Annotated in this window: 25 protein-coding genes; 16 read left to right on the top strand and 9 right to left on the bottom strand. The window is 70.6% G+C overall.

The window, feature by feature from the left end; translation table 11 throughout:
• Positions 1-13: 13 nt before the first annotated feature.
• From JJQ90_RS24100 to JJQ90_RS24085, 4 genes are all read right to left on the bottom strand, one after another.
• Positions 14-3,313 carry a CheR family methyltransferase gene (locus JJQ90_RS24100; RefSeq protein ID WP_216878834.1) on the bottom strand — a complete coding sequence of 1,100 codons (3,300 nt, stop codon included), beginning with the start codon at positions 3,311-3,313 and terminating at the stop codon, positions 14-16.
• Positions 3,314-3,536: 223 nt separating this feature from the next.
• The gene (locus JJQ90_RS24095) at positions 3,537-4,733 is read right to left on the bottom strand and encodes an MFS transporter (protein WP_216878833.1); all 1,197 of its coding nucleotides are present in this window, start codon (positions 4,731-4,733) and stop codon (positions 3,537-3,539) included.
• Between the two features lie 67 nt (positions 4,734-4,800).
• Positions 4,801-6,240: a malonyl-CoA decarboxylase gene (locus JJQ90_RS24090; protein ID WP_216878832.1), complete on the bottom strand. Its 1,440-nt coding sequence runs from the start codon at positions 6,238-6,240 to the stop codon at positions 4,801-4,803.
• Positions 6,233-7,738, bottom strand: a complete 1,506-nt coding sequence (locus JJQ90_RS24085) for an NAD(P)H-hydrate dehydratase (protein ID WP_216878831.1) — start codon at positions 7,736-7,738, stop codon at positions 6,233-6,235. The genes JJQ90_RS24090 and JJQ90_RS24085 overlap by 8 nt, the downstream gene beginning before the upstream one ends.
• A gap of 100 nt (positions 7,739-7,838) precedes the next feature.
• On the opposite strand from JJQ90_RS24085, the gene JJQ90_RS24080 reads away from it, so the two are divergent.
• From JJQ90_RS24080 to JJQ90_RS27560, 4 genes are all read left to right on the top strand, one after another.
• Positions 7,839-8,204 carry a hypothetical protein gene (locus tag JJQ90_RS24080; RefSeq protein ID WP_216878830.1) on the top strand — a complete coding sequence of 122 codons (366 nt, stop codon included), beginning with the start codon at positions 7,839-7,841 and terminating at the stop codon, positions 8,202-8,204.
• 95 nt (positions 8,205-8,299) lie between these two features.
• Complete coding sequence (parA, locus tag JJQ90_RS24075; RefSeq protein WP_216878829.1) at positions 8,300-8,935, top strand: ParA family partition ATPase; 636 nt, start codon at positions 8,300-8,302, stop codon at positions 8,933-8,935.
• Positions 8,936-9,026: 91 nt separating this feature from the next.
• Positions 9,027-9,515 carry a GNAT family N-acetyltransferase gene (locus JJQ90_RS24070; RefSeq protein WP_216878828.1) on the top strand — a complete coding sequence of 163 codons (489 nt, stop codon included), beginning with the start codon at positions 9,027-9,029 and terminating at the stop codon, positions 9,513-9,515.
• A gap of 14 nt (positions 9,516-9,529) precedes the next feature.
• A complete protein-coding gene (locus tag JJQ90_RS27560) occupies positions 9,530-10,828 on the top strand; it encodes a tetratricopeptide repeat protein (protein ID WP_216878827.1) in 1,299 nt (432 codons plus the stop codon).
• Positions 10,829-10,859: 31 nt separating this feature from the next.
• Here JJQ90_RS27560 and JJQ90_RS24060 read toward each other — a convergent pair whose 3' ends face one another.
• Positions 10,860-11,339 carry a MaoC family dehydratase gene (locus JJQ90_RS24060; RefSeq protein ID WP_216878826.1) on the bottom strand — a complete coding sequence of 160 codons (480 nt, stop codon included), beginning with the start codon at positions 11,337-11,339 and terminating at the stop codon, positions 10,860-10,862.
• On the bottom strand, positions 11,336-12,268 hold the full coding sequence (locus tag JJQ90_RS24055) for a DMT family transporter (protein WP_216878825.1): 933 nt from the start codon (positions 12,266-12,268) through the stop codon (positions 11,336-11,338). The genes JJQ90_RS24060 and JJQ90_RS24055 overlap by 4 nt, the downstream gene beginning before the upstream one ends.
• 37 nt (positions 12,269-12,305) lie before the next feature.
• Between JJQ90_RS24055 and JJQ90_RS24050 the strand changes: the two genes are divergently transcribed.
• The 4 genes from JJQ90_RS24050 to metC are packed head-to-tail and all read left to right on the top strand — an operon-like array spanning position 12,306 to position 15,746.
• The gene (locus tag JJQ90_RS24050; RefSeq protein WP_216878824.1) at positions 12,306-12,974 is read left to right on the top strand and encodes an NUDIX domain-containing protein; all 669 of its coding nucleotides are present in this window, start codon (positions 12,306-12,308) and stop codon (positions 12,972-12,974) included.
• On the top strand, positions 12,974-13,693 hold the full coding sequence (locus JJQ90_RS24045; RefSeq protein WP_230410940.1) for an alanyl-tRNA editing protein: 720 nt from the start codon (positions 12,974-12,976) through the stop codon (positions 13,691-13,693). The genes JJQ90_RS24050 and JJQ90_RS24045 overlap by 1 nt, the downstream gene beginning before the upstream one ends.
• Before the next feature lie 5 nt (positions 13,694-13,698).
• Positions 13,699-14,544, top strand: a complete 846-nt coding sequence (locus JJQ90_RS24040) for a sulfurtransferase (protein ID WP_216878822.1) — start codon at positions 13,699-13,701, stop codon at positions 14,542-14,544.
• Positions 14,544-15,746, top strand: a complete 1,203-nt coding sequence (gene metC, locus JJQ90_RS24035) for a cystathionine beta-lyase (protein WP_216878821.1) — start codon at positions 14,544-14,546, stop codon at positions 15,744-15,746. Before JJQ90_RS24040 ends, metC begins: the two co-directional genes overlap by 1 nt.
• Positions 15,747-15,805: 59 nt before the next feature.
• Here metC and JJQ90_RS24030 read toward each other — a convergent pair whose 3' ends face one another.
• Positions 15,806-16,168, bottom strand: a complete 363-nt coding sequence (locus JJQ90_RS24030) for a helix-turn-helix domain-containing protein (protein WP_216878820.1) — start codon at positions 16,166-16,168, stop codon at positions 15,806-15,808.
• Between the two features lie 94 nt (positions 16,169-16,262).
• Complete coding sequence (locus JJQ90_RS24025) at positions 16,263-16,766, bottom strand: transcriptional repressor (protein ID WP_216878819.1); 504 nt, start codon at positions 16,764-16,766, stop codon at positions 16,263-16,265.
• A 61-nt stretch (positions 16,767-16,827) separates the two neighbouring features.
• Here JJQ90_RS24025 and hisI point away from each other — a divergent pair, with 61 nt between their 5' ends.
• The 4 genes from hisI to JJQ90_RS24005 all read left to right on the top strand — a co-directional run bounded on the left by hisI (position 16,828) and on the right by JJQ90_RS24005 (position 19,424).
• Positions 16,828-17,268, top strand: coding sequence for a phosphoribosyl-AMP cyclohydrolase (hisI, locus tag JJQ90_RS24020; protein WP_216878818.1), 441 nt, complete (start codon positions 16,828-16,830; stop codon positions 17,266-17,268).
• The gene (locus tag JJQ90_RS24015; RefSeq protein WP_216878817.1) at positions 17,265-18,305 is read left to right on the top strand and encodes a CobW family GTP-binding protein; all 1,041 of its coding nucleotides are present in this window, start codon (positions 17,265-17,267) and stop codon (positions 18,303-18,305) included. The genes hisI and JJQ90_RS24015 overlap by 4 nt, the downstream gene beginning before the upstream one ends.
• Positions 18,306-18,401: 96 nt before the next feature.
• Positions 18,402-19,052, top strand: coding sequence for a GOLPH3/VPS74 family protein (locus tag JJQ90_RS24010; RefSeq protein WP_216878816.1), 651 nt, complete (start codon positions 18,402-18,404; stop codon positions 19,050-19,052).
• A gap of 39 nt (positions 19,053-19,091) precedes the next feature.
• Positions 19,092-19,424, top strand: coding sequence for an STAS domain-containing protein (locus JJQ90_RS24005; RefSeq protein WP_216878815.1), 333 nt, complete (start codon positions 19,092-19,094; stop codon positions 19,422-19,424).
• A 60-nt stretch (positions 19,425-19,484) separates the two neighbouring features.
• Here JJQ90_RS24005 and JJQ90_RS24000 read toward each other — a convergent pair whose 3' ends face one another.
• Positions 19,485-19,742, bottom strand: coding sequence for a SemiSWEET family sugar transporter (locus JJQ90_RS24000; protein WP_216878814.1), 258 nt, complete (start codon positions 19,740-19,742; stop codon positions 19,485-19,487).
• 46 nt (positions 19,743-19,788) lie between these two features.
• Between JJQ90_RS24000 and JJQ90_RS23995 the strand changes: the two genes are divergently transcribed.
• From JJQ90_RS23995 to JJQ90_RS23980, 4 genes are all read left to right on the top strand, one after another.
• A complete protein-coding gene (locus tag JJQ90_RS23995; RefSeq protein ID WP_216878813.1) occupies positions 19,789-20,385 on the top strand; it encodes a GNAT family N-acetyltransferase in 597 nt (198 codons plus the stop codon).
• 65 nt (positions 20,386-20,450) lie between these two features.
• The gene (locus tag JJQ90_RS23990) at positions 20,451-21,281 is read left to right on the top strand and encodes a carbon-nitrogen hydrolase family protein (RefSeq protein ID WP_329959510.1); all 831 of its coding nucleotides are present in this window, start codon (positions 20,451-20,453) and stop codon (positions 21,279-21,281) included.
• Positions 21,278-22,420 carry a lipid-A-disaccharide synthase gene (lpxB, locus tag JJQ90_RS23985; RefSeq protein ID WP_216878812.1) on the top strand — a complete coding sequence of 381 codons (1,143 nt, stop codon included), beginning with the start codon at positions 21,278-21,280 and terminating at the stop codon, positions 22,418-22,420. Before JJQ90_RS23990 ends, lpxB begins: the two co-directional genes overlap by 4 nt.
• A complete protein-coding gene (locus JJQ90_RS23980) occupies positions 22,417-22,833 on the top strand; it encodes a GNAT family N-acetyltransferase (protein WP_216878811.1) in 417 nt (138 codons plus the stop codon). The genes lpxB and JJQ90_RS23980 overlap by 4 nt, the downstream gene beginning before the upstream one ends.
• The last annotated feature ends 1 nt before the right edge of the window (position 22,834 follow it).

Here is a 22,834-nt window from a genome sequence, read left to right as displayed (position 1 = left end):
GTATCGCCACCCGCTACGATCGATGCCCCGACATCTTCCTCTCCGCATGCGCCTTCGCCGCCGTCATATTATTCTGGTTGTGAGTCCTGAACCTAGGCTCGGTCTCTCGCGGACCACCGGCGCCATTCGTCTTCGCGCCAGGGGCATGAGGTCCTGCCAGCGCGTGCAGGGCTGGCACCGGCTCCCCGTTCAGGGGCAGGTCCAGCGTCGTCACCCGAACCCCATCGCCCAGCACCACCTTCACCTCGCCGCCGAGATCGTGGTGCAGCAGGCGCCCCATCAGCTCCGTCCCGAAGCCACGGCGCTGCTCACCCTGTGCCGGGACTGTCGCGGGGCCGCCGCTTTCGGTCCAGGTGATGCGCAGCATCGCCGCCGGCGCCACGCCCTCGACCTTCCAGCCCACCCGCACCACGCCCCGCGGCACGGACAGGGCACCATGCTTCACCGCATTGGTCACCAGTTCATGCAGCACCATGCCCAGCGTCAGCGCCACCTTCGGCCGCAGCGCCACCGCCGCGCCGCTGAGGGTGACACGGTCGGCCCCATCGACATGCGGGGAGACCTCCTTCGTCACCAGCGCCTCCAGGTCCACCGTGGTCCAGCCCTGGTCGGCCAGCAATTCATGTGCCCGCGCCAGCGCCTTGATGCGCCCGCCGAAGGATGCGCGGAATTCGTCGAGCGACCCGGTGCGGCGCAGGGTGATGGAAGCGACGGCCTGCACCACCTGCAGCATGTTGCGCACACGGTGGTTCAGCTCATCCACCAGCGTGCCGAGGATCTCGCCTTCCACCACCTTGGTCACGTCGAAGAAGGTCAGCACCACGCCATCCACCAGCCCCTCGGCCGTGCGATAGGGCAGCAGGCGCATCAGGTAGTGCACCTGGCCGTCGCGCGCGGTGACGCGGCGCTCCACCGTCTCCCGCTCATCCAGCACCTGCCGTGTCTCCCGCCGCAGGTTCACCTTGTCGAGCTGGCTGGCGAAATCGGTGACGGGGCGGCCGCGATCGGCGGCGACCAGGTTGAAGATGCTGGTCACCGCCGGGGTGAAGCTGCGGATCACCAGATGACGGTCCAGGAACAGCGTGGCGATCTGGGTGCTGTCGAACAGGTTGCGCAGGTCGCCATTGGCACGGTCCAGCTCGTCGATCTTGCTGGACAGCTCGGTATTGGCGGCGCGCAGCTCCTCGTTCACCGATTGCAGCTCCTCCTTCGAGGTTTCCAGCTCCTCATTGGTGGATTGCAGTTCCTCATTCACCGAGACCATTTCCTCATTGGCGGAGGTCAGCTCCTCGGTCGCGGTCTCGTATTCCTCGCTGGTCGATTGCAGGCGTTCGCGCGTGTCGCGCAATTCGCGTTCCAGCCGCTGCGTGCCGCCTTGTTCCAGCGGCGCGTCCGGGCGGACCAGGGCCTGCGGCGCGGCGGGGATTTCGGTGAAGACCACCATGAACAGGCGGTCCGCGGCCTCCGGCATGGGCAGCGGCATCGGCAGGGGCGTGATGGTCAGGCTGATGCTGATGCGCAGTTGCTCCACCTCGATCTCGACCAACGGGCGGATCACCCGTGCCTGGGTCTCGATCGCCTCCCGCAGCGCCGCACGCAGCACGAAGCGCAGGCCCGGGCGGGCCATCGCCAGAAGCTGACGGCTCGGCCGGCCGGTCGCCGGCTCCAGGTAACGGCCGAGATGCGCCGACTGGTGCAGCACGTCGCCATCGCGATTGACCACCACATGCGGCGGCGCGAACTGGTCCAGCACCAGCGCCTCCACCGCCTGGCGCAGCTCCGTCCCGCGCGCGCCGGCGACCGGGCGCGCGGCGATGCGGGGCGGCCAGATGCGCGCGGTACCCGGCGCATGGGCCAGCAGCCGCAGGGCCGGGCCACCGGCGGCGATCGCATCCCGGCGACGGTAGATGCGATGCGCCTTGTCATCCGCCGTGAAGTGATCTGCATGCCGCGCGATGGTCTCGGCAATGCCAAGGAACAGGAAGCCGCCGGGCCGCAGCGCGTAGTGGAACAGCGGAATCACACGGTCCTGCAAGGCGGTGCCCAGATAGATCATCAGGTTGCGGCAGGAGATCAGGTCGATCCGGGAAAACGGCGGATCGTTGATGAGGTTGTGCGCCGAGAAGACGCAAAGGTCGCGCAGCGGCTTGGCCACGGCGAAGCAGGCGCCATCCTCGACGAAGTGCCGTGCCAGCCGCGCCGGAGTCAGGCTGGCCAGCAGCGCCGCGGGGTAGCGGCCACGGCGTGCCACGGCGAGCGCGGCCTCGTCGATATCGGTGGCGAAGATCTGGGCGCGGGGTCCTCCCGGATTCGCATCCATATGCTCCCGCAGCAGGATCGCCAGGGAATAGGCCTCCTCACCCGTGGAGCAGCCGGGCACCCAGATCCGCACGGCCTCATCCGGCCTGTGGCCCTCGAACAGCCGTGGGATCACACGCTCCGCCAGGACGGTGAAGGCGGCGGGATCGCGATAGAAGCTGGTGACGCCGATCAGCAGGTCCTGGAACAGGCGGCGCGCCTCCTCCGGGTCGGCCCGCAGCTTGGCGATATAGGCCTCCAGGCTCGGCAGGCGCAGCACATGGATGCGGCGGTGCACGCGGCGAAAGAAGGTGCGGTCCTTGTAGCCGGAGAAATCATGCCCGACGCTGGCCATCAGGATGCCGGCGATGGTGGCATGGGCGGCGGCACTCGCCGCACCGCTGAGCTGTTCACGGCTGGGGTCGTCGAACCCCTCCGCAAGTTCCGCGAGCCGCGCCAGCATATGTTCCGCCGGGACCACCAGATCGACCACCCCGGCGCCGATCGCGCTATGCGGCATGTCGTCATATTGCGGGGAGGTGCCGTTGCTGCCCTGGACCATGGTCAGGCCGCCCGCGGTCTTGATGGCCTTCAGCCCCAGCGTCCCGTCGCTGCCACTGCCGGACAGCACGACGCCAATCGCGCCATGCTGCTGATCCTCCGCCAGGGAGGACAGGAAGACATCGATCGGATGATGTTCACGCCGACGCTCGGCCGGCTGTGGCCGCAGCACGATGCGACCGCCTTCGATCGTGATGATCGCATTCTGCTGCAGGACATAGGTATGTCCCGGCTCCACCTTCTGATCGTCCTCCGCCGGGATGATCGGCTGGTCGGTGCAATCCGCGAGGATGCCGGGCAACGCGCTCAGCCGGCCGCGCGCCAGATGCGTGACCACGATGAAGGCCATGGGCGAGGGCTGCTTCATCGCGCGGAAGAAGGACTGCAACGCCTCGACGCCCCCCGCCGAGGCGCCGATGCCGACAATGGGAAAGCGCGCCACGGCGTAAGTCATGTCGTCCTGACATCGTTTGCCGGCTGGGCCGCGCAGTGATGCGCAGGGGGAAGGCCCGGTCGCCAGCAGTATGGCCCGTGGCGCCACCTTAGGCGCCGGGGCAGGCGGGGACCATCGCCCATTCCCTGACGAGGGCCGGTTCTGGCGTCCGGAAATCACGTTGGCGCGATGGCGTCACCATGTTGTCACATCGCGATAATTTTGAATGGAAGCCGGATGGCCGCTACCCAGCCCGCCACCACCGCCGCGTCAGCACCAGCGCGCAGATGCCTTCCAGTCCGATCACCATCGTGGCGGCCGGCGCGCCCAGCCATTGCGCCATCAGGCCGAGATGCAGGAAGCCCACCAGCCCGAGCCCGATGCAGGCCGAAAGCACGCCGAGCGCACGGGACCGCAATTCGGGTGGCGCGGTGGTGTAGACCAGCGTTGCCTGCATCGCCGCGAAGGCGGCGCTGCCGATGCCCACCAGCAGCAACGCCAGCGCCGCCGGAATCGCCGCCGTGATGGCGGCGAAGATCACGAACATGCCGCAATACAGCGCGGTGCCGCCGACGTAGATGGCCCGGTACCAGGCCGGCCGCACCAGCGGCACGAGCAGCAGCGCCCCCAGCAACGCACCCAGCCCATCCATCCCCGCCAGCAGCCCGACCCCCTCCGGCCCCAGCCGGAGCTGTTCCTGCCCGATCACCGGGATCATGGAGGAGACGGGCCAGCCGAACAGGTTGAAGATCAGCGTCACGATCATCACGCCTGCCATGCCCGGCGTGCGCAGAACCAGGCCGAAGCTCGCCTGCATGTCGCGCAGCACGCCGCCGCGCGGCGGCTGGATCACGGAGCGATGCGACAGGCGCAACGCCGCCAGCACCGCCAGCACATACATCGCCGCGCAGAGCAGGAAGGCCGGGCCAAGCCCCGCCGCGGCCAGGATGGTGCCGCCCACCGCCGGCCCGGCGATGCGACTGGCATTGTTCGCGACCACGTCGATGGAGACGGCGCGCGCCATGCGGCTGGCGCCCACCACCTCCCCCAGCATCATCCGCCGCACCGGATTGTCGGCGGCCCAGACGATACCCGAGATGAAGCTGGCGAGGCCCAGATGCCAGACTGCCAGCACCCCCGACAGCGCGAGCGCCGCCAGCGACGCGGCCAGGCAACCCTGCACCACAAGCATCGCCAGCAGCGCGGAGCGCCGCTGCACCCGGTCCGCCGCGACGCCGAGGAAGGCGCCGAACAACCCCATCGGCAGCAGTCGCAGCAGCGTCATCATGGCGACGAGGAAGGCCGAGTTCGTCTGCTGCCAGACCACCACGCCGATCACCAGCATCTCCAGCCAGCGGGCGATGGAGACCAGCAGCCCCACCAGCACGATGCGCCGCACATCCGGCACGCCGAGCACGCCGCGCGCCCCTGATCCCTGCAACAGCTTCCACCCGGTCTTTATCTACCGGTCGATCCTCGCAGCGGCGCGCGCCTCACTCAAGCCGGGGTCACAGAAATCCCTTGGCCAGCTTGCGGATGGCAGGCGACGCGGCGCGCTTGCCCTCCCCCGCATACTCCTCGTGGTAGGTCTCGATCTTCGCCGGGTCGTAGCGGTAGTTCACCATCAGCCCGCAGGCCTCCCGGAACCCCTTGTCGGAGGTATCGCCGCGCCAGTTCAGCCGTTCGACGCGGGCGCCATTGGACAGGTGGAAATGCGCCACCGGGTCGCGCGCGCGCTTGCCGTCGCGGCCGGATTCCGCCAGCAGGTAGCGGGCGCAGGCGCGGGTCAGGATCGGCTCCAGCAGCTTCGCCGTGCCCTCCACCCGCGCCCAGCCGCGCCGGGCGATCAGCCGGCGCAGCGTCTGGGCGGGGGTTTCCGACGTGGCATCGGCCGGGTCGGCGCCGGGGGCGGCGATGGCTGTCTCCGCCGGGGCGATCGCGCGCAGCGCCTGCGCCTCCTCCTCCGTCAGCAGCGTCGTATCGGCCGCCTCCAGCCGCGCCTCCAGCCAGCTCCGGAAGCCGGGGATGGGGGAGAGGGTGGCGAAGCAGTTCAGGTTGCCGAATTCCGCGCCCAGCACCTCCACCACCCGCTTGATGAGGAAGTTGCCGAAGGAGATTCCGTCCAGCCCGCGCTGGCAGTTGTTGATGGAATAGAACACGGCCGTATCGGCCTGGCGCGGGTCGAGCAGCGGCGCCTTCTCGTCCAGCAGCCCCTGCACGCTGGCCGCCATGCCCTCCACCAGCGCGATCTCGACGAAGATCAGCGGTTCCTTCGGCATGCGCGGGTGGAAGAAGGCGTAGCAGCGGCGGTCGGAATCCAGGCGGTTCTTCAGGTCGCGCCAGGTGCGGATGCGGTGCACCGCCTCATAGCCCACCAGCTTCTCCAGCAGCTCAGCCGGGGAGGACCAGTCGATACGGCGCAGTTCCAGGAAGCCGACGTCGAACCAGCTGGCCAGCAGGTTGCGCAGGTCGGCCTCCAGCGCCTGGAGCATGGCATCGCCGCGCATCCGCGCCATCAGGTCGGCGCGCAGCTCCACCAGGAACTTCACGCCGTCCGGGATGGTGGTGAACTGCGTCATCAGCCGCAGCCGCGGCGGCTCCAGCACCCGGCGCAGCTTGGCCTTGGCGGTGGCGCGGGCCTCGGCATCCGGCGCCGAGGCCACCTGTTCCCAGGCCGCGGTCACGGCCGTGGCGTCGGAATCGAAGCTGGCGAGGGCACGCAGGAAGTCGCCGCGCGCCGCCTCATCCGCCGCCAGATAGCTCTGCGCCAGCCGCGCGGCGCGGGACCGGGCCGAAACCTCGCCGCCCTTGGCATCGAGACAGGCCCGCATCTGTGGCCCAAAACCCTCCTCCCCATCCGGGGCGGAGGAGGCGATATCCCGCCAGAGCGAGGTGACGCGCCGCAGCGCGCGGTCGATCAGGCCGGGCGGGGCAGCAACGTCAGACATCACGCTTCCTTTCAGCATGTTTCACGGATGATGCCCGAGAGGCGCCCGGCCGTCGAGCAACATCGCCGGCATGGTGCGGCCCAAAGGACGAAAGAACAGTTGGGAGATGGGCCGGCAGATCCTCCGCCAGCAGCCCCCTGCCCGCCAGCGCGGCGGCGGCGCCGTGCAGGTGGCAGGCGCAGGCGGCGGCCTCGAAACGCGGCATGCCCTGGGCCAGCAGCCCGGCGATGATGCCGGCCAGCACATCGCCCGTTCCACCGCTGGCGAGCCAGGGTGGCGCATTGTGATTGATGGCGACGCGGCCATCCGGCGCGGCGACCAGCGTGTCGGCGCCCTTCAGCAGCACCACCGCCCCGGTGGCCCGCGCCGCCGCGCGCACCGCGGCCAGACGGTCCTCGCCGGGCGCGCCAAAGACGGCGGCGAATTCGCCGGCATGGGGCGTCAGCACGGCGCAGCCTGCGAGCGCGGCGGGGTCGCCGGTCGCGGCCCGCAGCGCGCCGGCATCGGCCACCACCTGGCGCCCGGCGGCCACCGTCTCCCGCAGCATCGCCCGCGTCGTGGCATCGGGCGGCAGGCCGGGGCCGATCACCCAGGTGCCGATGCGCGCATCCTCCCGCAGCGTGGCCGCCCCGGCCTCGCTCACCATGGCGCCGGGATCGCCGGCGCGCAGCACGGCCGCCGTCGCGGCATCCTGGGCGAGCAGGGTCAGCAGCCCGGCCCCGGCGCGGCGGGCGGCGGCGGCGACCAGACGCGCGGCGCCGGTCATCGCCGGCCCGGCCACCACGGCGACATGGCCGCGCGCATATTTGTGGTCATCCGCACCGGGCATCGGCAAGCGCCACAGCGCCGGCCCGTTGCGAAAGGCCTGGGGCGCGATGGCGCCAAGCACGGCGGCGGGCAGCCCGATATCGGCCAGCACCACCTCCCCGCACAGCGCCCGGCCCGGCAGCAGCAGATGGCCGGGCTTGAGGCGGAAGAAGGTGACGGTCAGCGCGGCGGAGGCCACGAAACCCCGCGCCGCCCCGGTCGCGCCATCGAGGCCGGAGGGCACATCCACCGCGACGACCGGCGCCCGCGCCGCGCCCAGCACCGCCGCCACCCGCCCCGCCACCGGCTTCGACAGGCCGGCGCCGAAGACCGCATCCAGCACCAGGCCGGCGCGGACCACCTCCGCCTCCGTGAAGGGCGCCATCCGGCCACGCCAGCGGGCGGCGACGGCGGCAGCGTCGCTGCCGGGGCTGGGCGGCGCGAGCGCGGCGACAGCCACCGGCCAGCCGGCCTCCTCCAGCAGCCGCGCGGCCACGTAGCCATCCCCGCCATTATTGCCGGGGCCGGCCAGCACCAGCACCCGCACCGGCCGGAAGCGGCGCAGCACGGCGCGGGCCACCGCGCGGCCGGCGGCCTCCATCAGCGTCAGGCCGGGGATGCCGCCGGCGATGGCGGCGGCATCGGCGCGGGCCATCTCGGCGGGGGTGAGGAGTTCGGGCGGAAGGTCCATGCCGCCGAGGCTACATCGGGTGCCCGGCAAAAGCGCCGCCGCCTGGGGCAAATCGGCGTGGCCACCGCGAACCCTCATCGCCGCCTGGCGCTAGCGTCCCATGCGCCATTCCCTTCGCCTTCTCCTGCTCCCCGCCCTGATGCTGCCGCTGGCCTCCGCCGCGGCGCAGCAGCTCGACCGCGAACCCGCCGCCAGCGCCGTGCCGCCGCGCACCGAGTTGCCGGGCGATCGCGCCGGCCCTCCCTCCGACCCGCGCCGCGGCGCCCCGGCCCGGCAGGCGGAACCGCGTCCGCCCGTGGGGGTCGGCACGCCGCCACAGCACGCCCCCAGCACAGAGCCGCCGGCGGGCCATCGGACGATGCCCGCGCCGCAGGTGCCCGGCCAAAGGCTGCCCCAGGGCAGCGAGGGCGCGAGCAATTTCGGCCAGAGCCCCATTCCGGATGTCGCCAGGCCGGATCGTCGCTGAGGCTGCCCACGGCCTCTACACGCCCCGTTGGGCGATCGGGACCTTCTCGTGACTTGCTGGTAGACTGAGACTGCAACTGGTCTGGAGTCGTGGGCATGGCCTTCGTCGTCGCCGTCGCGCAGCGCAAGGGTGGCGCGGGCAAGTCGACCCTCAGCGCCAATCTCGCCACCGCCCTGGCGAGCCTTGGGATGAAGGTCGCGCTGCTGGACACCGATCCGCAGCAGACGCTGACCCGCTGGGGCACCGAGCGCGCCTCGGCCGGGGCGCGGGCGCTGCCTTTGCATCTGGAAGCGCCGGCCGGCTGGCGTCTGCCGGCCAGCCTGGACAAGCTGCGCGGTAGCCAGGACGTCGTGCTGCTGGACACGCCACCCCATGCGGATACCGATGCCCGCATCGCCATCCGCAATGCCGACCTGGTGCTGGTTCCCTTGCAGCCCTCCTCCGCCGATCTCTGGGCCATGGATGCCACCCTGGACCTCGCGCGTGGCGAAAAACGCCCGGCCGCCATCGCCCTGAACCGCGCGCCCGCCAGCGGCAAGCTTCTGGCGCAGATCCTGGCGGAGCTGCACAGCCGCAAGCTGACCCGGCTGGAGCCGGCGATCGGCAACCGCACCGGCATCGCCCAGGCCTTTGCCAGCGGCCTCGGCGTGACCGAATCCGCGCCCAGATCGGTCGCGGCTGCGGAGATGCGGGCGCTGGCCCAGGCGCTGATGGCGCTGCGGCCGCGCTGAGCTCTGGCCCGTTGCGCAATCCAGGTCTTTCCAGCCACCGCGCGATGTGGCCATTTGCCGCGCCGCAACACGTCACAAGGAGCGGCACCGCATGGCCGATGGGGTAGAGGACGCGCCAAAGCCGGGGAATGAGTCCGTTCCGCAGATCATGCGGCCTGATGCGGGCGTCGAGATCCATGAGGACAATTTCCCGGAACTCGATGCCGTCGCCGCCATCCAGCGCGGGCTGCACACCTTCAACCAGGAAATGGGCGGCCCCTATGACCGGGAGCCGGTGACACTGCTGGCACGCTCGCCGGACGGCACCGTGCGCGGCGGGTTGCTCGGCCTGACCTTCTGGGGCTGGCTGTTCGTCGATTGGATGTGGCTGTCGCGGGAGCTGCGCGGCAAGGGCGTCGGCTCCGAGCTGCTGATGCGGGCGGAACGCATCGCCCGCGAACGCGGCTGCGGCCAGGCCTATACGGACACCTTCAGCTTCCAGGCACCGGATTTCTGGCTGCGCAACGGCTATGCGGAATTCGGCCGGCTGGACGGCATGCCGGCGGGCCATGCGCGGGTCTGGTTCAAGAAGACGCTCTGATTCAAGAAGACGCCGTGAAACCCGAATTCATCGTCCATATCGGCCAGTCGAAGACCGGCACCTCCTCCATCCAGCGGGTGCTGGGCGGGCAGCGCCCGGCGCTGGCAAAGCTGGGCATCTGCTATCCGACCTCCCCCGGCTGGGCCAATCACGGCATGCTGCCGGCCTCGCTGGTGCCGCTGTCGCGGCTGGGTCACTTCAATCCGGCGCTGTGGGACGGGATCGGGGCGGAGGCGCGGCTGGCGCAGTTCCGTCGCGATTTCGCGGCGGAAATGGCGGGGCTGCCGGCGAGCACGCGGCTGGTGGTCCTCTCCGCCGAGCAGTGCGGCGGGCTGCTGACGACGGAGGAGGAGGTGGGCCGGCTGCGTGACCTGCTGGCGCCCTTTGCGGCGCGCATCCGCGTGGTCATCTATCTGCGGCGGCAGGACCAGCATGTGGCCAGCAGCTACACCCAGGCGCTGCGCGTCGCCGCCATCAAGGCGCCGGCCCTGCCGCAGCAGGGGCCGGACCGGCTGCCGCATTACGACTATGGAAGGCTGCTCGACATCTGGGCGCATGTGTTCGGCGCGGAGTCGATGGTGGTGCGCATCTTCGACCGCGCCCGGCTGGTTAATGGCGATGCGGTGGATGATTTCCTGGCGCTGTGCGAGGCGCCGCTGACCGTGCCGCCCGACCATCCCGACCGGCAGAGCAACCTCTCCGTCACCCCCGCCGCCATCGACCTGCTGCGCGCGATGGGGGAGCGGCTGAAGGCGCGGCCGGAGGGGCTGACCGCTTCCTCCCTGCTCTGGCGCCGCTTCACCGGCGCGGTGTCGGACACCCTGCCCGGCCGCGGCTGGCAGCCGCACCCCGCCGAGGCCGCCGCCTTCCTGGCGCGCTTCGCCTCGGCGAATGAGGCGGTGCGCCAGCGCTGGTTCCCCGATCAGCCGAGCCTCTTCGCCCCCCTCGCCCCACTGGCCGATGTCGCCCCGCCGCCACCAGGCCCGCCCGCCATCGACCGCACCGCGGCGCTGGAGGCTGCGATGGAGGTGCTGGAAGACCAACTGCGGCAGTCGGCGCAGCGCGAGGCGGACCAGCATGTCACGGCCGGCCGCCTGCATGAGCGGCTGGGCGAGACAGGCCCCGCCCGCAATGCCTTCCGTGCGGCGGTGCGCGCGGTGCCCGACCACCCGCTGGCGCAGCAGCACCTGGCGGAAGCGGCGCTGCGCGACGGCAACCGCACCGCCGCCGCGGCGCATCTGGCGGTGCTGCGCCGTGCCCATCCGGGGCATGCCGCGACGCGGCGCGTGGCGCAGCTTCTGGGTGAGGCTTAGCAGGGCTTTCCCCGCGAATTTCCGCAGCCTGTCAAGGTCGCTTCCGCAGCAGATAGCGATGCCGCCCTTCCAGCACCAGCACGCCCTTCTGGTTGTGCACCGTGCTGCGCAGCCCGACCACGCCCGTGCTGCGATTGGGCGTCAGCTCATCGACCTCCAGGCAGGGATAGACCGTGTCGTCGAGGAAGACAGGGTGCAGGAAGCGGCTGGACTGTTCGAGAAAGGCCTTCAGCGACTCCTGCACCAGATGCGGGAAGATACCGGCCCCGGCGGCGGTCTGGATCGCCACCTGGTAGCCATGCGCCAGCATGTCCGGCAGGCCATGGGCGCGGCAGTAGTCCCGGTCGTAATGGATCGGGTGGTTGTCGCCGCTGGCCGCCTGGAAGGCCAGGAAGACGGCGCTGGTCATGGTGCGGCTGGGCAAGGGGAAGCGCTCGCCGAGCCGGAAATCCTCGAACCATCGCTGTTCGGCGATCATGCGATGAGCGCGCGGATCGAAGGGCTCGGTCATCGCCGCGCCTCCGCCGCCCGCAGCACCTCGCGCCGCCAGATATACAGGCCGGCGCCGACCAGCACGCCGAAGCCCGCCAGTTCGTAGCCATCCGGCCATTCGGACCAGAGCAGGATGCCCACCATCATGGTCCAGATCAGGCCAGAATACTCGAAGGGCGCCAGCAGCGTCGTCTCCCCGCGGCGATAGGCCGCCGTCATCAGCAATTGCGCGACGGCCGAGACGCAGCCGATGCCCGCCAGCAGCAGCCATTCGCGCGGCGAGGGCGTGACCCAGACCGGGATGGTGGCGAGCCCGGCGACGGTGGCGGAGCAGATGGCGAACCAGAAGACGATGGACACGCCGGGCTCCCCGGCCTCCCCCATCCGGCGGATGCTGATCATCGCCATGGCCCAGCCCAGCGCGCCCAGCAGCACCAGGCCGACGCTGAACACCGGCAGCGCGGCGCCGCCGAAGCCGGGCCGGACCATCAGCAGCACCCCGGCGAAGCCGACCACCACGGCGGACCAGCGGCGCCAGCCCACCTTCTCCCCCAGCAGCACGGTGGACAGCGCGGTCAGGAACAGCGGCATGGTGAAGCCCAGCGCCGTCGCGGTCGCCAGCGGCAGGTACACGAAGCCGTGGAAGGCGCCGATCATCCCCCACATGCCCCAGAAGGTGCGCTCCACATGGCGCCAGGGCAGCCTGGTGCGCAGCAGATGGAAGCCGCCGGCCTGCATCACCATCAGCAGCAGCAGCGGCAGGGCGAAGAAATTGCGGAACAGGATGATCTGCGGCAGCGGAATCGTCGGCCCGATCGACTTCACCAGCGCGGCGGAGACGACGAAGGCGGCCGAGGCGCCCAGCACCAGAAGGATGCCGCGGCGCCGTGCGGCGGCGAGTGCCGAAGGTACGGGAGGGATGATCGGAAGGGATGGGATGCGGGACATGGACGTTCCTGATGCCCAAGGGTAGGGTCGGCCGGGCATGAGCGCCAGCCCGCCCCCGCCCCCCGAAACGCCACCGCGCCACAAGAAGGCCCCGCCCATCCCGCCCTGGCCGGGGCTGGAGGTGCTGGAGGATGAGGTGGTCTGGGGCCAGCGCTTCGCCCTGCAGCGCGTGCGCTTCCGTTATGCCCGCTTCGACGGCACGCCTTCCGGCATCCTGACCTGGGAGCTGTGGCGCCGCGGCCAGGGCGTGCTGATCCTGCCCTATGACCCCGCGACCGACCGAATCGCCATGATCGAGCAGTTCCGCCTGCCGGCTCTGGCGGCCGGCCTGCCGCCGGTGATGACGGAATGCCCAGCCGGGCTGCTGGAGGCGGGCGAGGATCCGGTGGCCTGCGCCACCCGCGAATTGGCGGAGGAGGCCGGGCTTGCCGCCCGCGCGGTGGAGACCATCGGCCGCTTCCAGCTCATGCAGGGCGGCTGCGACGAGGTGGTGCATTTCCACTGCGCCCGGGTCGACCTGGCCGATGCCACCGCCAGCACCCATGGCCTGGCCACCGAGCATGAGGAAACCAGGGTGCTGCTGCTGCCGGCGGAGGAAGCCTTCCGCATGGTGGCCGACAACCGCATCCAGAACGCACCGGCGGCCCTGGCCCTGCTGTGGCTTCAGGTGAACCGCGCCAGGCTGCGCGAGCAATGGAAAGACTGATGACGACCGAGCCGCTTTTCACCGAGGACGCCTATCTGCGCGAAACCCCGGCCCGCGTGATCGCCGCCGATGAACGCGGCGTGGTGCTGGACCGCACCGTCTTCTACGCCCGCAGCGGCGGCCAGCCCGGCGATTCCGGCATGCTGCGCTGGGAGGGCGGGGAGGCTGTGGTGGCCGAGGCCGTCAAGGGCGAGGCCGGTGCCATCCTGCACACGCTCGCCCCCGGCGCGGCCCTGCCGCCCGTGGGGGCGGAGGTGCTGGCCAGCCTCGACTGGGCGCGCCGCCACCGGCACATGCGCATGCACACCACCCTGCACCTGCTGTGCAGCGTGCTGCCCGGCATCTACGCCACCGGCAACCAGATCGGCGCCGAGAAGTCCCGCCTGGACTTCGACCTGCCCGACCCGCCCGCCAAGGAATGGTTCACCGAACAGCTCGCCGCCCTGGTCGCCGCCGACCATCCGACCGGCACGAGCTGGATCACCGAAGCCGAGCTGGACGCCAATCCGCAGATGGTCCGCACCCTGTCCGTGCAGCCGCCGCGTGGCGCCGGGCGCATCCGGCTGGTGCGCATCGGGCCGGAAGGCGCGCCCGTGGACCTGCAACCCTGCGGCGGCACCCATGTGCGCAGCACCGGGGAGATCGGGCGGGTGGAGGTCTCCAAGCTGGAGAGCAAGGGCCGCCAGAACCGCCGCATCCACATCATCCTGCCGGAGTGAAGGCCATGGAATTGCTGGTATCCACGGACTGGCTGGCGGCCGAGCTCGGCAAGCCCGACCTCGTCGTGCTGGACTGCACCACCTATCTGCCGAATGAACAGGGCAATGCGCCGGACGGTTTTCGCAAGGCGCATATCCCCGGCGCATTGCTGTTCAACATCGACCAGATCGCCGATCCCGACAGCAGCCTGCCGCATATGATCCCGACGCCGGCGCGGTTCGAGAAGCTGATGGGCGCGCTCGGCATCGGCAATGACACGCGCGTGGTCTTCTACGACCAGCACGGGCTGCGCGCCTCCCCGCGCGGCTGGTGGATGATGCGGCTGTTCGGGCATGAGAAGGCGGCGGTGCTGGATGGCGGGTTGCTCAAGTGGCAGCGGGAGGGTCGGCCGGTCGAGACCGGCGATGCCACCCCGAAAACCTCCGCCACCTTCGTCGCCGACCTGATCGCCCGCCGCCTGGCCGGCATCGGCGACATCAAGCGCATCGTGCGCCAGGGCGGTGGGGAAGCGCTGATCCTCGATGCGCGGTCCAAGGCCCGCTTCGACGGCACGGCGCCGGAACCGCGCCCCGGCCTGCCCTCCGGCCACATGCCCGGCGCGAAATCCCTGCCGGCCGCCGACCTGGTCGGGCCGGATGGCGTGATGAAGGATGTGGCGACGCTGCAGGCGCTGTTCGCCGAGCGCGGCGCCGATGACAGCCGGCCGATCGTCACCTCCTGCGGCACGGGCGTCACCGCCTGCGTCGTGGCGCTGGGTGCGTTGCGCGCCGGCCTGCCCGAACCCGCCGTCTATGACGGCTCCTGGACCGAATGGGCGAGCCGCCCGGAAACCCCCAAGGACGTAAGCTGATGCCCGACGATGTTCCCGCCGCCGGCGAGAAGAAGCATGCCTTCGCCACCCGCATGTCGCATGCGGCGCGGCCGCCGATCCGCGCGCTCGGCTTCGTCAACCCGCCGGTGCATCGCGGCTCCACCGTCACCTCCCCCTCCTGCGAGGTGCGGCGGGAGAATGGGAAGCGTCGCTTCGAGCGGGTGATGACCTATGGCACCCAGGGCGGCCCGACCCATTGGCAGCTGGAGGATGTGGTCGCCGAGATCGAGGGCGGCACGCATTGCACCATCACTGGCACCGGCCTGTCCGCCGTGACCGTGCCGCTGATGGCCTGGCTGAAGGCCGGCGACCGCTGCCTGATGCCCGACAGCGTCTATGGCCCGGCGCGCAACCTGGCGGAAAATGTGCTGCCCGGCTGGGGCATCGAGACGCAGTTCTACGACCCCTGCATCGATGCCGAGGGGCTGGAGAAGCTCTGGACCCCCAACACCAGGGTTCTCTACCTGGAAAGCCCCGGCAGCCACACCTTCGAGGTGCAGGACGTGCCGGCGCTGAACGCGGTGGCCAAGCGCCACGGCGCCATCAGCATGATCGACAACACCTGGGGCATCCACAGCTTCCAGCCCTTCGCCCATGGCTGCGATGTCTCGATCCAGGCGCTGACGAAATATGTCGGCGGGCATTCGGACATCCTGCTGGGCTCCGTCACCGTGGCGACGCAGGAACACCACCACCTCGTCCGCGGCATGGCCTCGGCACTCGGCCATTACGCCAGCCCGGATGATTGCTGGCTGGCGCTGCGCGGCGTGCGGACCATGCCGGTGCGGCTGAAGCACCAGACGGAAAGCTCGCTCCAGGTCGCGGCCTGGCTGGCGAAGCGGCCGGAGGTGCTGGAGGTGCGCCACCCCGCCCTGCCCGGCGCGCCGGGGCATGATCTGTGGAAGCGCGACTTCGATGGCGGCTGCTCGCTGTTCGGCATCGTCTTCCAGCCGCGCTACACGGAGGCGGAGGTGTTCCGCTTCGTCGACGGCCTGAAGCTGTTCGGCATCGGCGCGAGCTGGGGTGGCTATGAATGCCTGGCGCTGCCGACCAATGGCATGCTGGTGCGCAAGGTCACGCCCGAACTGCCGGGCCAGGCCGTGCGGCTGCATATCGGGCTGGAGGAGGTGGCGGATATCATCGCCGACCTCGAACAGGGCCTCGCGCTGCTGCCGCAATAGATATGGCCGCCGGGCGCCCGAAGCTTCAGGGCGCCCAAGGCCTCAGGGTGCCCAAGGCTTCAGGGTGCCCGGAAGGCCAGGATCGCGGTGACATAGCCGGCGAAGCCCGCCAGCCCCGCCGGCGTCATGGCATAGAGTTGGGTCTTGCCGATGCGGCGCGCCGGTTGGACGGTGCCGGCTTCGAGCAGACGCTTCAAAACCAGGCGCACGGTCGGGCCGCTATAGCCGCTGCTGGCGGCGAGCTGATCGACCGAGAGCGCCGCTTCCTGCACCACGCCCAGGCTGGCCTCATAGAACAGCAATGCCACATCGAAGGCGATCCGGCTGTTCCGCACGCCGGTGCGCGCATCCACTTGACGGAGCTCTCGCAGCAGCCGCAGCGCAGCCGCCCGGCCATCGGGCACGTCGAGACCATGGTTCATGAGCGGCTTCTGCCAGACCGGAACAAGGATGCAACGTTCTCAATTCAAGGTAATTGAGCACGAACGTCCCGAATGCCAGTCCCGCCAGGGTCGATTAAGCTGCCGTTACATTCGCATCGGCGGTTGCTGCGACGCAACGGGCGCAAAGACCCTCCATCTCCACCATGGTCCGATGCGGCACGAAGCCCTGGCGCGCGGCGGCGGCCTTGAGTGCGGCCAGGGTGGCGGGGTCGCAGATTTCCGCCGTGCTGCCGCATCGGCCGCAGATCAGGAACTGGTGGGGATGCTCCGGCCCATGGGCATGGCCATGCCCGGCCTCGTCGCAGCCGATGAAGGCGTTCAACCGCTCCACCTTGTGGATCAGCCCCTGGGCCAGCAGGAAATCCAGCGCCCGATAGACGGTGGGCGGCGCCGCGCCGCGCCGGGCACCGCGCAGCTGGTCCAGCAGCGCATAGGCGCCGATGGGCTGCCCCGATTGCAGCACCAGCCGCAGCACCTGGCGGCGCAATTCCGTCAGTTGGGCGCCGTGGCGCTGGCAGGTCGCGGCGGCCTGGTCCAACTGGGCTTCCAGCCGCTGGTCGTCCTTCGCCTCCGCCATCGCTGAATCTCCTTGGCGGGGGCGCTGTGCGGCCCCCTCGCCTCCCATATAATGCCTTCCCATGACCGACACACCCACCCAGCCTGTCACCCTGAACGCCCACAAGCTGGTGGAAGCCGTGCGCTTCGACCCGCGCGGCCTCGTCGCCTGCATCGCGCAGCAGCATGATACGGGGGAAGTGCTGATGATGGCCTGGATGAACCGGGAGGCGGTGGAGGAGACGCTGGCCACCGGCCGGGTCTGCTACTACAGCCGTTCCCGCCAGGGGCTCTGGCGCAAGGGCGAGACCTCCGGCCAGATCCAGAAGCTGGTCGAGCTTCGGCTGGATTGCGATGGCGACACGCTGCTGGCGCTGGTCGAGCAGCACGGCGTCGCCTGCCACACCGGCCGCCGCAACTGCTTCTTCCGCGCCATGCGCGACGGCGAGCTGGCGGTGATCGCCGAGCCGTTGATGGACCCGGAGGCGCTGTACGGTTCCCATCACGGGCACAGCCACGGATGAGCGGCCCGATCCCCGTCACCCTGCTGACCGGCTTCCTCGGCGCCGGCAAGACCACGCTGCTGAACGCCCTGCTCAAGCAGCCGGCCATGGCCAATACCGCCGTGCTCATCAATGAGTTCGGCGAGATCGGCCTGGACCATCTGCTGGTGGAACGGCTGGATGGCGACACCGTGCTGCTGAATGCTGGCTGCCTCTGCTGCACCATCCGCGGCGACCTGCTGACGGCGCTGGACGGCATCTGGGACCGGGTGCTGGCGGGACAGGTGGTGGCGCGGGTGGTGGTGGAGACCACCGGCCTCGCCGACCCCGCCCCCATCCTGCACACGCTGATGGCCGATCCGCGCATGGCGCAGCGATTCGTTCTGGATGGCGTGGTGACCCTGGTCGATGCCGCGACCGGCATGGCGACGCTGGACAGCCAGGAGGAGGCGCTGCGCCAGGCCGCCGTCGCCGACCGCATCGTGCTCAGCAAGGTGGACCTGGCGCCGCCGGATGCGGTGGCGGCGCTGACCGACCGGCTGCTGATGCTGAACCCCACCGCGCCGATCCTGCCCGCCATCGCCGGCGAAGTGCCGGCGGCGGCGCTGCTGGATGCCGGCGCCTATGACACCACGTCCAAGCTGCCGGATGTCGCCGCCTGGATCGGCGCGGCAGCGCCGCATGGCCATCACCACCACCATCATCACGACCGCAATCGGCACGACCCGCGCATCCAGGCCCTGTGCCTGGAATTCGAGAAGCCCCTGCCCTGGACGGGCCTCGCCAGTTGGCTGGAGATGCTGGCGATGACGCGTGGCACTTCGGTGCTGCGCATGAAGGGCCTGCTGGATCTGGTGGGCGAATCGCGGCCGGTGGTGATCCATGGCGTGCAGCACCTGTTCCACCCACCCACCCGCCTGCCCGCCTGGCCGGAGGGCACGCCGCGCCGTTCCCGGCTCGTCTTCATCCTGCGCGACCTGGACCCCCAGGTGGTCCGGGACGGCCTCGCCGCCTTCCTCCAGGCCGCGGAGCGGGAGGCGGCGCTGCAAGGCGAATGATGGCGGGCAGTTACGTTGACTTCACCCCCGCCGCGCGCTTCCCTGGCGCCCGCCGGAGCCGACATCCGGCTTGTGGCCAGGGAGCCTTGTGACGCCATGTCCTTGACGATGCCGGAGGAAATCCTCCTCCTGATGCTCGATGACGAAAGCGGGCGCTTGCAGGAGCGCGCGGCCCCCTCCGGCGACTACGCCGTGGCCGGCGCCGTGCTCGCCGAACTGGCACTGGCCGGCCGCATCGATACCGACCCGACCCGCCTCTATGTGGTGAACCCCGCGCCGACCGGCGATGCGCTGCTGGATCGCGCCTTGGCGCAGATCGTCGCCGCGCCGCAGGCCGGTGACAGCCGCCACTGGATCGAGACGCTGGCGGCGGATGCCGACGAATACCGCGACGCGCTGTTCGAGCGGCTGGTTTCCAAGGGCATCCTCAAGCGTGTCGAAGGCCGCTTCCTCTGGGTCTTCCCCGAGCGCCGCTACCCGGTGATCTCCGACAAGGAGGAGCGGGAGGTGAAGGCCCGCATCATGGGCGTGCTGTTCCAGGACGACATCCCCGACCCGCGCGATTCGATGCTGATCGGCCTGTGCCGCGCCGGCGGCCTGTTCTCCCTGATCCTGTCGACCCAGGAGCTGGACCGGGTGCAGGCGCGCATCGACGCGGTGGCCGATCTTGAGGAATTGAACCGGTCCCTGGCGGATGCCATCCGGGAAATCTATGCGCAGATCGCGCGCTACGCGCCGATGGTCTAAGACAACCCGTAGACGCGAGCTCAGGACAGGACAGGCTTCATGGATATTTCGGAAAGCACCGACAAGGGCGTGAAGGTCGCCGCCCTGACGGGCCGCCTCGACACCGCCACCGCCCCCGCCGCGGAGACGAAGCTGCTCGCCCTGATGGAGGGTGGCGCCAAGGTGGTGGCCGATCTGGCGGAGGTGCATTATGTCTCCTCGGCCGGGCTGCGCGTGCTGCTGAAGGCCGCCAAGCAGGCCAAGGCCATCGGCGGCAGCTTCGCCGTGGCCTCGCCGCAGGCCCCCGTGCGCGAAGTGCTGGAGATCAGCGGCTTCGACAAGATCCTGGCGATCCACCCGACCCGCGACGCGGCCGTGGCTGCCCTGGCCTGACCTTCGGGCGGAGCTGGGCGATGCTGGAAAGCCCCGCTTCGGCGGGGCTTTTTTGTGAATTCAGCCCCGCCGCAGCTTCACCCACAAGATGAAGCAGGTCAGCGGCACGGTGATGAGATTGGCCACCACCAGCCCGGTGGAGCCCTTCATCACGCCGTAGCCGAACCACAGCGTGTTGCCCAAAACCAGCAACACCAGCAGGGCCAGGGAAAAATCCCGCGCGGACCCGCTGCGCCACGTCTTCCAGGCCTGCGGAATGAAGGCCGAGGTCGTCATCGCGCCGGCGACCAATCCGATCGCCTCCACCGCCACATCCACGCGCGCGCTCTTTCCTGTCCGCCACGCCGCCCCTATGCATCGGGGCATGGCGGAAATCCATCTCACCTTCGAGACTTTGGCCGGCCCGGCCCTGCATCCCCTGCTGGCGGACCTCGCCCGGCTGCGCATCGCGGTCTTCCGGGAATGGCCCTACCTCTATGAGGGCGATGAGACCTATGAGCGGGGCTATATGCGCGCCTATGCCGATGGGCCGGGCGCCGCCATCGTGGTCTGTCGCGACGGCGACCGGGTGGTCGGCGCCGCCACTTGCCAGCCAATGGTGGAGGCGCATGCCCAGGTGCCGGAGGCTTTTCGGGCGGCCGGGCTGGATCCGGCGCGCTTCTGCTATTTCGGCGAGTCGGTGCTGCTGCCGGCCTATCGCGGACAGGGCGCCGGGGTGCGCTTCTTCATCGAGCGCGAGGCCCATGCCCGCCGCCTGGGCCTGCCGCAGGCCGCCTTCTGCGCCGTGACCCGCGCCGAGGACGACCCGCGCCGGCCGCCCGGCCAGGTGCCGCTGGATGCCTTCTGGGGCAAGCGCGGCTATGTCCGGCGGCCGGAGTTGAAGGTCCATTTCGACTGGAAGGAAATCGGCCAGGACGCGGAGTCCCCGCATGAACTGGTCTTCTGGACCAAGACGCTTTGAGCGCCCCTCCGCCCCTCCCCTTGCGCCTTGGCCTGCTCGCCTGGCCGGTCGGCCGCCCTTCCTCAGTGCCAGAGTTCGAGGCGCGGCTGGATGGCTTCCTGGCCGAGGCCTACGGCCGCGCCGATCTTTGCGTCCTGCCGGAATATGCCTGCGTCGAGCTGGGTGCGGCGCTGGCTGGCGGTGCTGCGCCGGATGAAGCCACCGAACTCGCCGCCATGGTGGCCCACGCGGACGCCATCCTGGCCGCCATGCGCGCCGCGGCCATGCGCGCCCAGGTCTGGCTGCTGCCGGGCACCCTGCCGATGCGGGCCGCGGATGGGCGCATCATCAACCGCGCCCCGCTGATCGCCCCGGATGGCCGCCTCGCCTTCCAGGACAAGCAGGCGATGACGCGCTTCGAGACGGAACGCTGGGGCGTCGCCTCCGGTGCCGGACCCGCGGTCTTCGACACGCCCTGGGGCCGGATCGGGATTTCCATCTGCTACGACGTGGAATTCCCCAAGCATGCCCGCGCCCAGGTGGAGGCCGGCGCCTGGCTGATCCTCGCCCCCTCCTGCACCGACAGTCTGCGCGGATTTGCCCGGGTGCGCATCGGCGCGGCGGCGCGGGCCCTGGAGAACCAGTGTTTTGTCGCGGTGACGCCGACGCTGGGCCTCGCCCCCTGGTCCGTGGCGCTGGACGAGAACCACGGGCAGGCGGCGATCTTCGGCCCGCCCGATCACGGCTTCCCGGAGGATGGCGTGGTGGCCGCGGCCGGCATGGATGCGCCGGGCTGGCTGTTCCACACCCTCGATCCCGCCCTGGTGGCGGAGGTGCGGGCGCATGGCGCCGTGCGCAACCATCGCGACTGGCCCCGCCGCCCCGTCCCCGCCCCGCGTCCGGCGCGCTTCGCATGAGCCTGGTCTATCTGGTGGCCGGCGAGGCCTCCGGCGACGTTCTGGGCGCCCGTTTGGTGGCGGCGCTGCGGGACCGCGCGCCGGGGTTGGCCTTCGCCGGCATCGGCGGCGACCGGCTGGCGGAACAGGGCCTGCAAAGCCTGTTCCCGATGCGCGAACTGGCGCTGATGGGGCTGATCGAGGTTCTGCCCAATATCCGCCGCCTCGCCCGCCGGCTGGATGAAACGGTGGCCGAGATCGCCGCGCGACGCCCCGCCGTGGTCGTCACCATCGACGCCCCCAGCTTCACCCTGCGGCTCGCCCAGCGCATCCGCCCGCTCGGCATTCCCGTGGTGCATTACGTCGCGCCGCAGATCTGGGCCTGGCGGCCCGGGCGCGTGGCGAAGATCAAGGCGGCGGTGGACCACATCCTGTGCCTGCTGCCCTTCGAGCCGGTCATTTTCGAGGCCGCCGGCATCCCCACCAGCTTCGTTGGCCATCCGGTGCTGGAATCCGGCGTCGATGCCGGCGATGCCGACCGCTTCCGCGCGGCCCATGGGCTGGCGGCGGAGGCGCCCCTGCTGGTGGTGATGCCCGGAAGCCGGCGCAGCGAGGTGAAGCGCCTGCTGCCCGTCTTCGGCGCCGCGCTGCGGCTGGTGGCGGATCGCGTGCCGGGTCTTGTTGCTGTCCTGCCGGTCTCGGCGGTGGTGGCGGAGGCGGTGGCGGCGGGCACAAGGGACTGGCCGGTGCGGCCGATCCTGGTGACGGATCTCGCCGGCAAGCACGACGCCTTCGCGGCCGCCTCCGCCGGGCTCATCAAGTCCGGCACCTCCAGCCTGGAAATGGCGGTGGCGGGCGTGCCGCATCTGGTGGCCTACAAGGTCCATCCGATCACGGCGGCCATCGTCCGCCGCCTGGTCCGCGTGCCCTTCGCCAGTTTGGTGAACCTGCTGGCGGAGCGGCAGGTGGTGCCGGAATATCTGCAGCAGGCGGCGACGGCGGAGGCGCTGGCGGAGGGGCTGGCCGGCCTGCTGACCGACCCTGTCCAGGCCGCCGCCCAGCGCGCCGGCTTCGCCGAGATGCTGACGAAGCTGCGCCCGCCGGAGGGGCTGCCGAGCGTCGCGGCGGCCGAGGTCGTTCTGCGTCGGATGGCGCCATGATCGCCCTGCGCCCGCCGGTATCCGGCGATGTGCCGCAGATGCGCGGCTTGCTGGACCAGCTCGGCTATCCGGTGACAGAATCCGATCTACGGGCACGACTCGCCGCTTTGGCGCCCGAGGATCTGGTGCTGGTGGCGGAGCAGGAGGCGCGGCTGCTGGGAGTCATCGCCCTGCACCGGGCCAGTATCCTGCATATCGGCCCCGTCGCGCGGATCATGACCCTGGTGGTGGATGAGGCCGCGCGCAGCGGCGGGGTGGGACGCCTGCTGCTGGAAGCCGGCGCCGCCTGGGCGCGGCAGGCAGGATGCCACACGCTGGAACTGACCTCCGGCAAGCAGAGGCTGCGGGCGCATGCCTTCTATGAGGGGCTGGGCTTCACCGCCTCCGGCCTGCGGCTGCATCGGGCGCTGTAGC

This window comes from Falsiroseomonas oleicola, assembly GCF_019029495.1.
Taxonomy (GTDB): domain Bacteria; phylum Pseudomonadota; class Alphaproteobacteria; order Acetobacterales; family Acetobacteraceae; genus Falsiroseomonas; species Falsiroseomonas oleicola.
Note: the sequence above shows the minus strand (reverse complement) of the source record. Positions and strands in the feature narration are given on the sequence as shown.

Coding starts and splice junctions, on each gene's coding strand:
- JJQ90_RS24055 (WP_216878825.1), bottom strand. CDS start 12,268: ATGTCCCGCATCCCATCCCTTCCGATCATCCCTCCCGTACCTTCGGCA.
- JJQ90_RS24030 (WP_216878820.1), bottom strand. CDS start 16,168: ATGAACCATGGTCTCGACGTGCCCGATGGCCGGGCGGCTGCGCTGCGG.
- metC (WP_216878821.1), top strand. CDS start 14,544: ATGCCCGACGATGTTCCCGCCGCCGGCGAGAAGAAGCATGCCTTCGCC.
- JJQ90_RS24080 (WP_216878830.1), top strand. CDS start 7,839: ATGCGCCATTCCCTTCGCCTTCTCCTGCTCCCCGCCCTGATGCTGCCG.
- JJQ90_RS23995 (WP_216878813.1), top strand. CDS start 19,789: ATGGCGGAAATCCATCTCACCTTCGAGACTTTGGCCGGCCCGGCCCTG.
- JJQ90_RS24085 (WP_216878831.1), bottom strand. CDS start 7,738: ATGGACCTTCCGCCCGAACTCCTCACCCCCGCCGAGATGGCCCGCGCC.
- hisI (WP_216878818.1), top strand. CDS start 16,828: ATGACCGACACACCCACCCAGCCTGTCACCCTGAACGCCCACAAGCTG.
- JJQ90_RS24015 (WP_216878817.1), top strand. CDS start 17,265: ATGAGCGGCCCGATCCCCGTCACCCTGCTGACCGGCTTCCTCGGCGCC.
- lpxB (WP_216878812.1), top strand. CDS start 21,278: ATGAGCCTGGTCTATCTGGTGGCCGGCGAGGCCTCCGGCGACGTTCTG.
- JJQ90_RS24005 (WP_216878815.1), top strand. CDS start 19,092: ATGGATATTTCGGAAAGCACCGACAAGGGCGTGAAGGTCGCCGCCCTG.
- JJQ90_RS23980 (WP_216878811.1), top strand. CDS start 22,417: ATGATCGCCCTGCGCCCGCCGGTATCCGGCGATGTGCCGCAGATGCGC.
- JJQ90_RS24060 (WP_216878826.1), bottom strand. CDS start 11,339: ATGACCGAGCCCTTCGATCCGCGCGCTCATCGCATGATCGCCGAACAG.
- JJQ90_RS24010 (WP_216878816.1), top strand. CDS start 18,402: ATGTCCTTGACGATGCCGGAGGAAATCCTCCTCCTGATGCTCGATGAC.
- JJQ90_RS24070 (WP_216878828.1), top strand. CDS start 9,027: ATGGCCGATGGGGTAGAGGACGCGCCAAAGCCGGGGAATGAGTCCGTT.
- JJQ90_RS24025 (WP_216878819.1), bottom strand. CDS start 16,766: ATGGCGGAGGCGAAGGACGACCAGCGGCTGGAAGCCCAGTTGGACCAG.
- JJQ90_RS24100 (WP_216878834.1), bottom strand. CDS start 3,313: ATGACTTACGCCGTGGCGCGCTTTCCCATTGTCGGCATCGGCGCCTCG.
- parA (WP_216878829.1), top strand. CDS start 8,300: ATGGCCTTCGTCGTCGCCGTCGCGCAGCGCAAGGGTGGCGCGGGCAAG.
- JJQ90_RS24040 (WP_216878822.1), top strand. CDS start 13,699: ATGGAATTGCTGGTATCCACGGACTGGCTGGCGGCCGAGCTCGGCAAG.
- JJQ90_RS24090 (WP_216878832.1), bottom strand. CDS start 6,240: ATGTCTGACGTTGCTGCCCCGCCCGGCCTGATCGACCGCGCGCTGCGG.
- JJQ90_RS24045 (WP_230410940.1), top strand. CDS start 12,974: ATGACGACCGAGCCGCTTTTCACCGAGGACGCCTATCTGCGCGAAACC.
- JJQ90_RS24050 (WP_216878824.1), top strand. CDS start 12,306: ATGAGCGCCAGCCCGCCCCCGCCCCCCGAAACGCCACCGCGCCACAAG.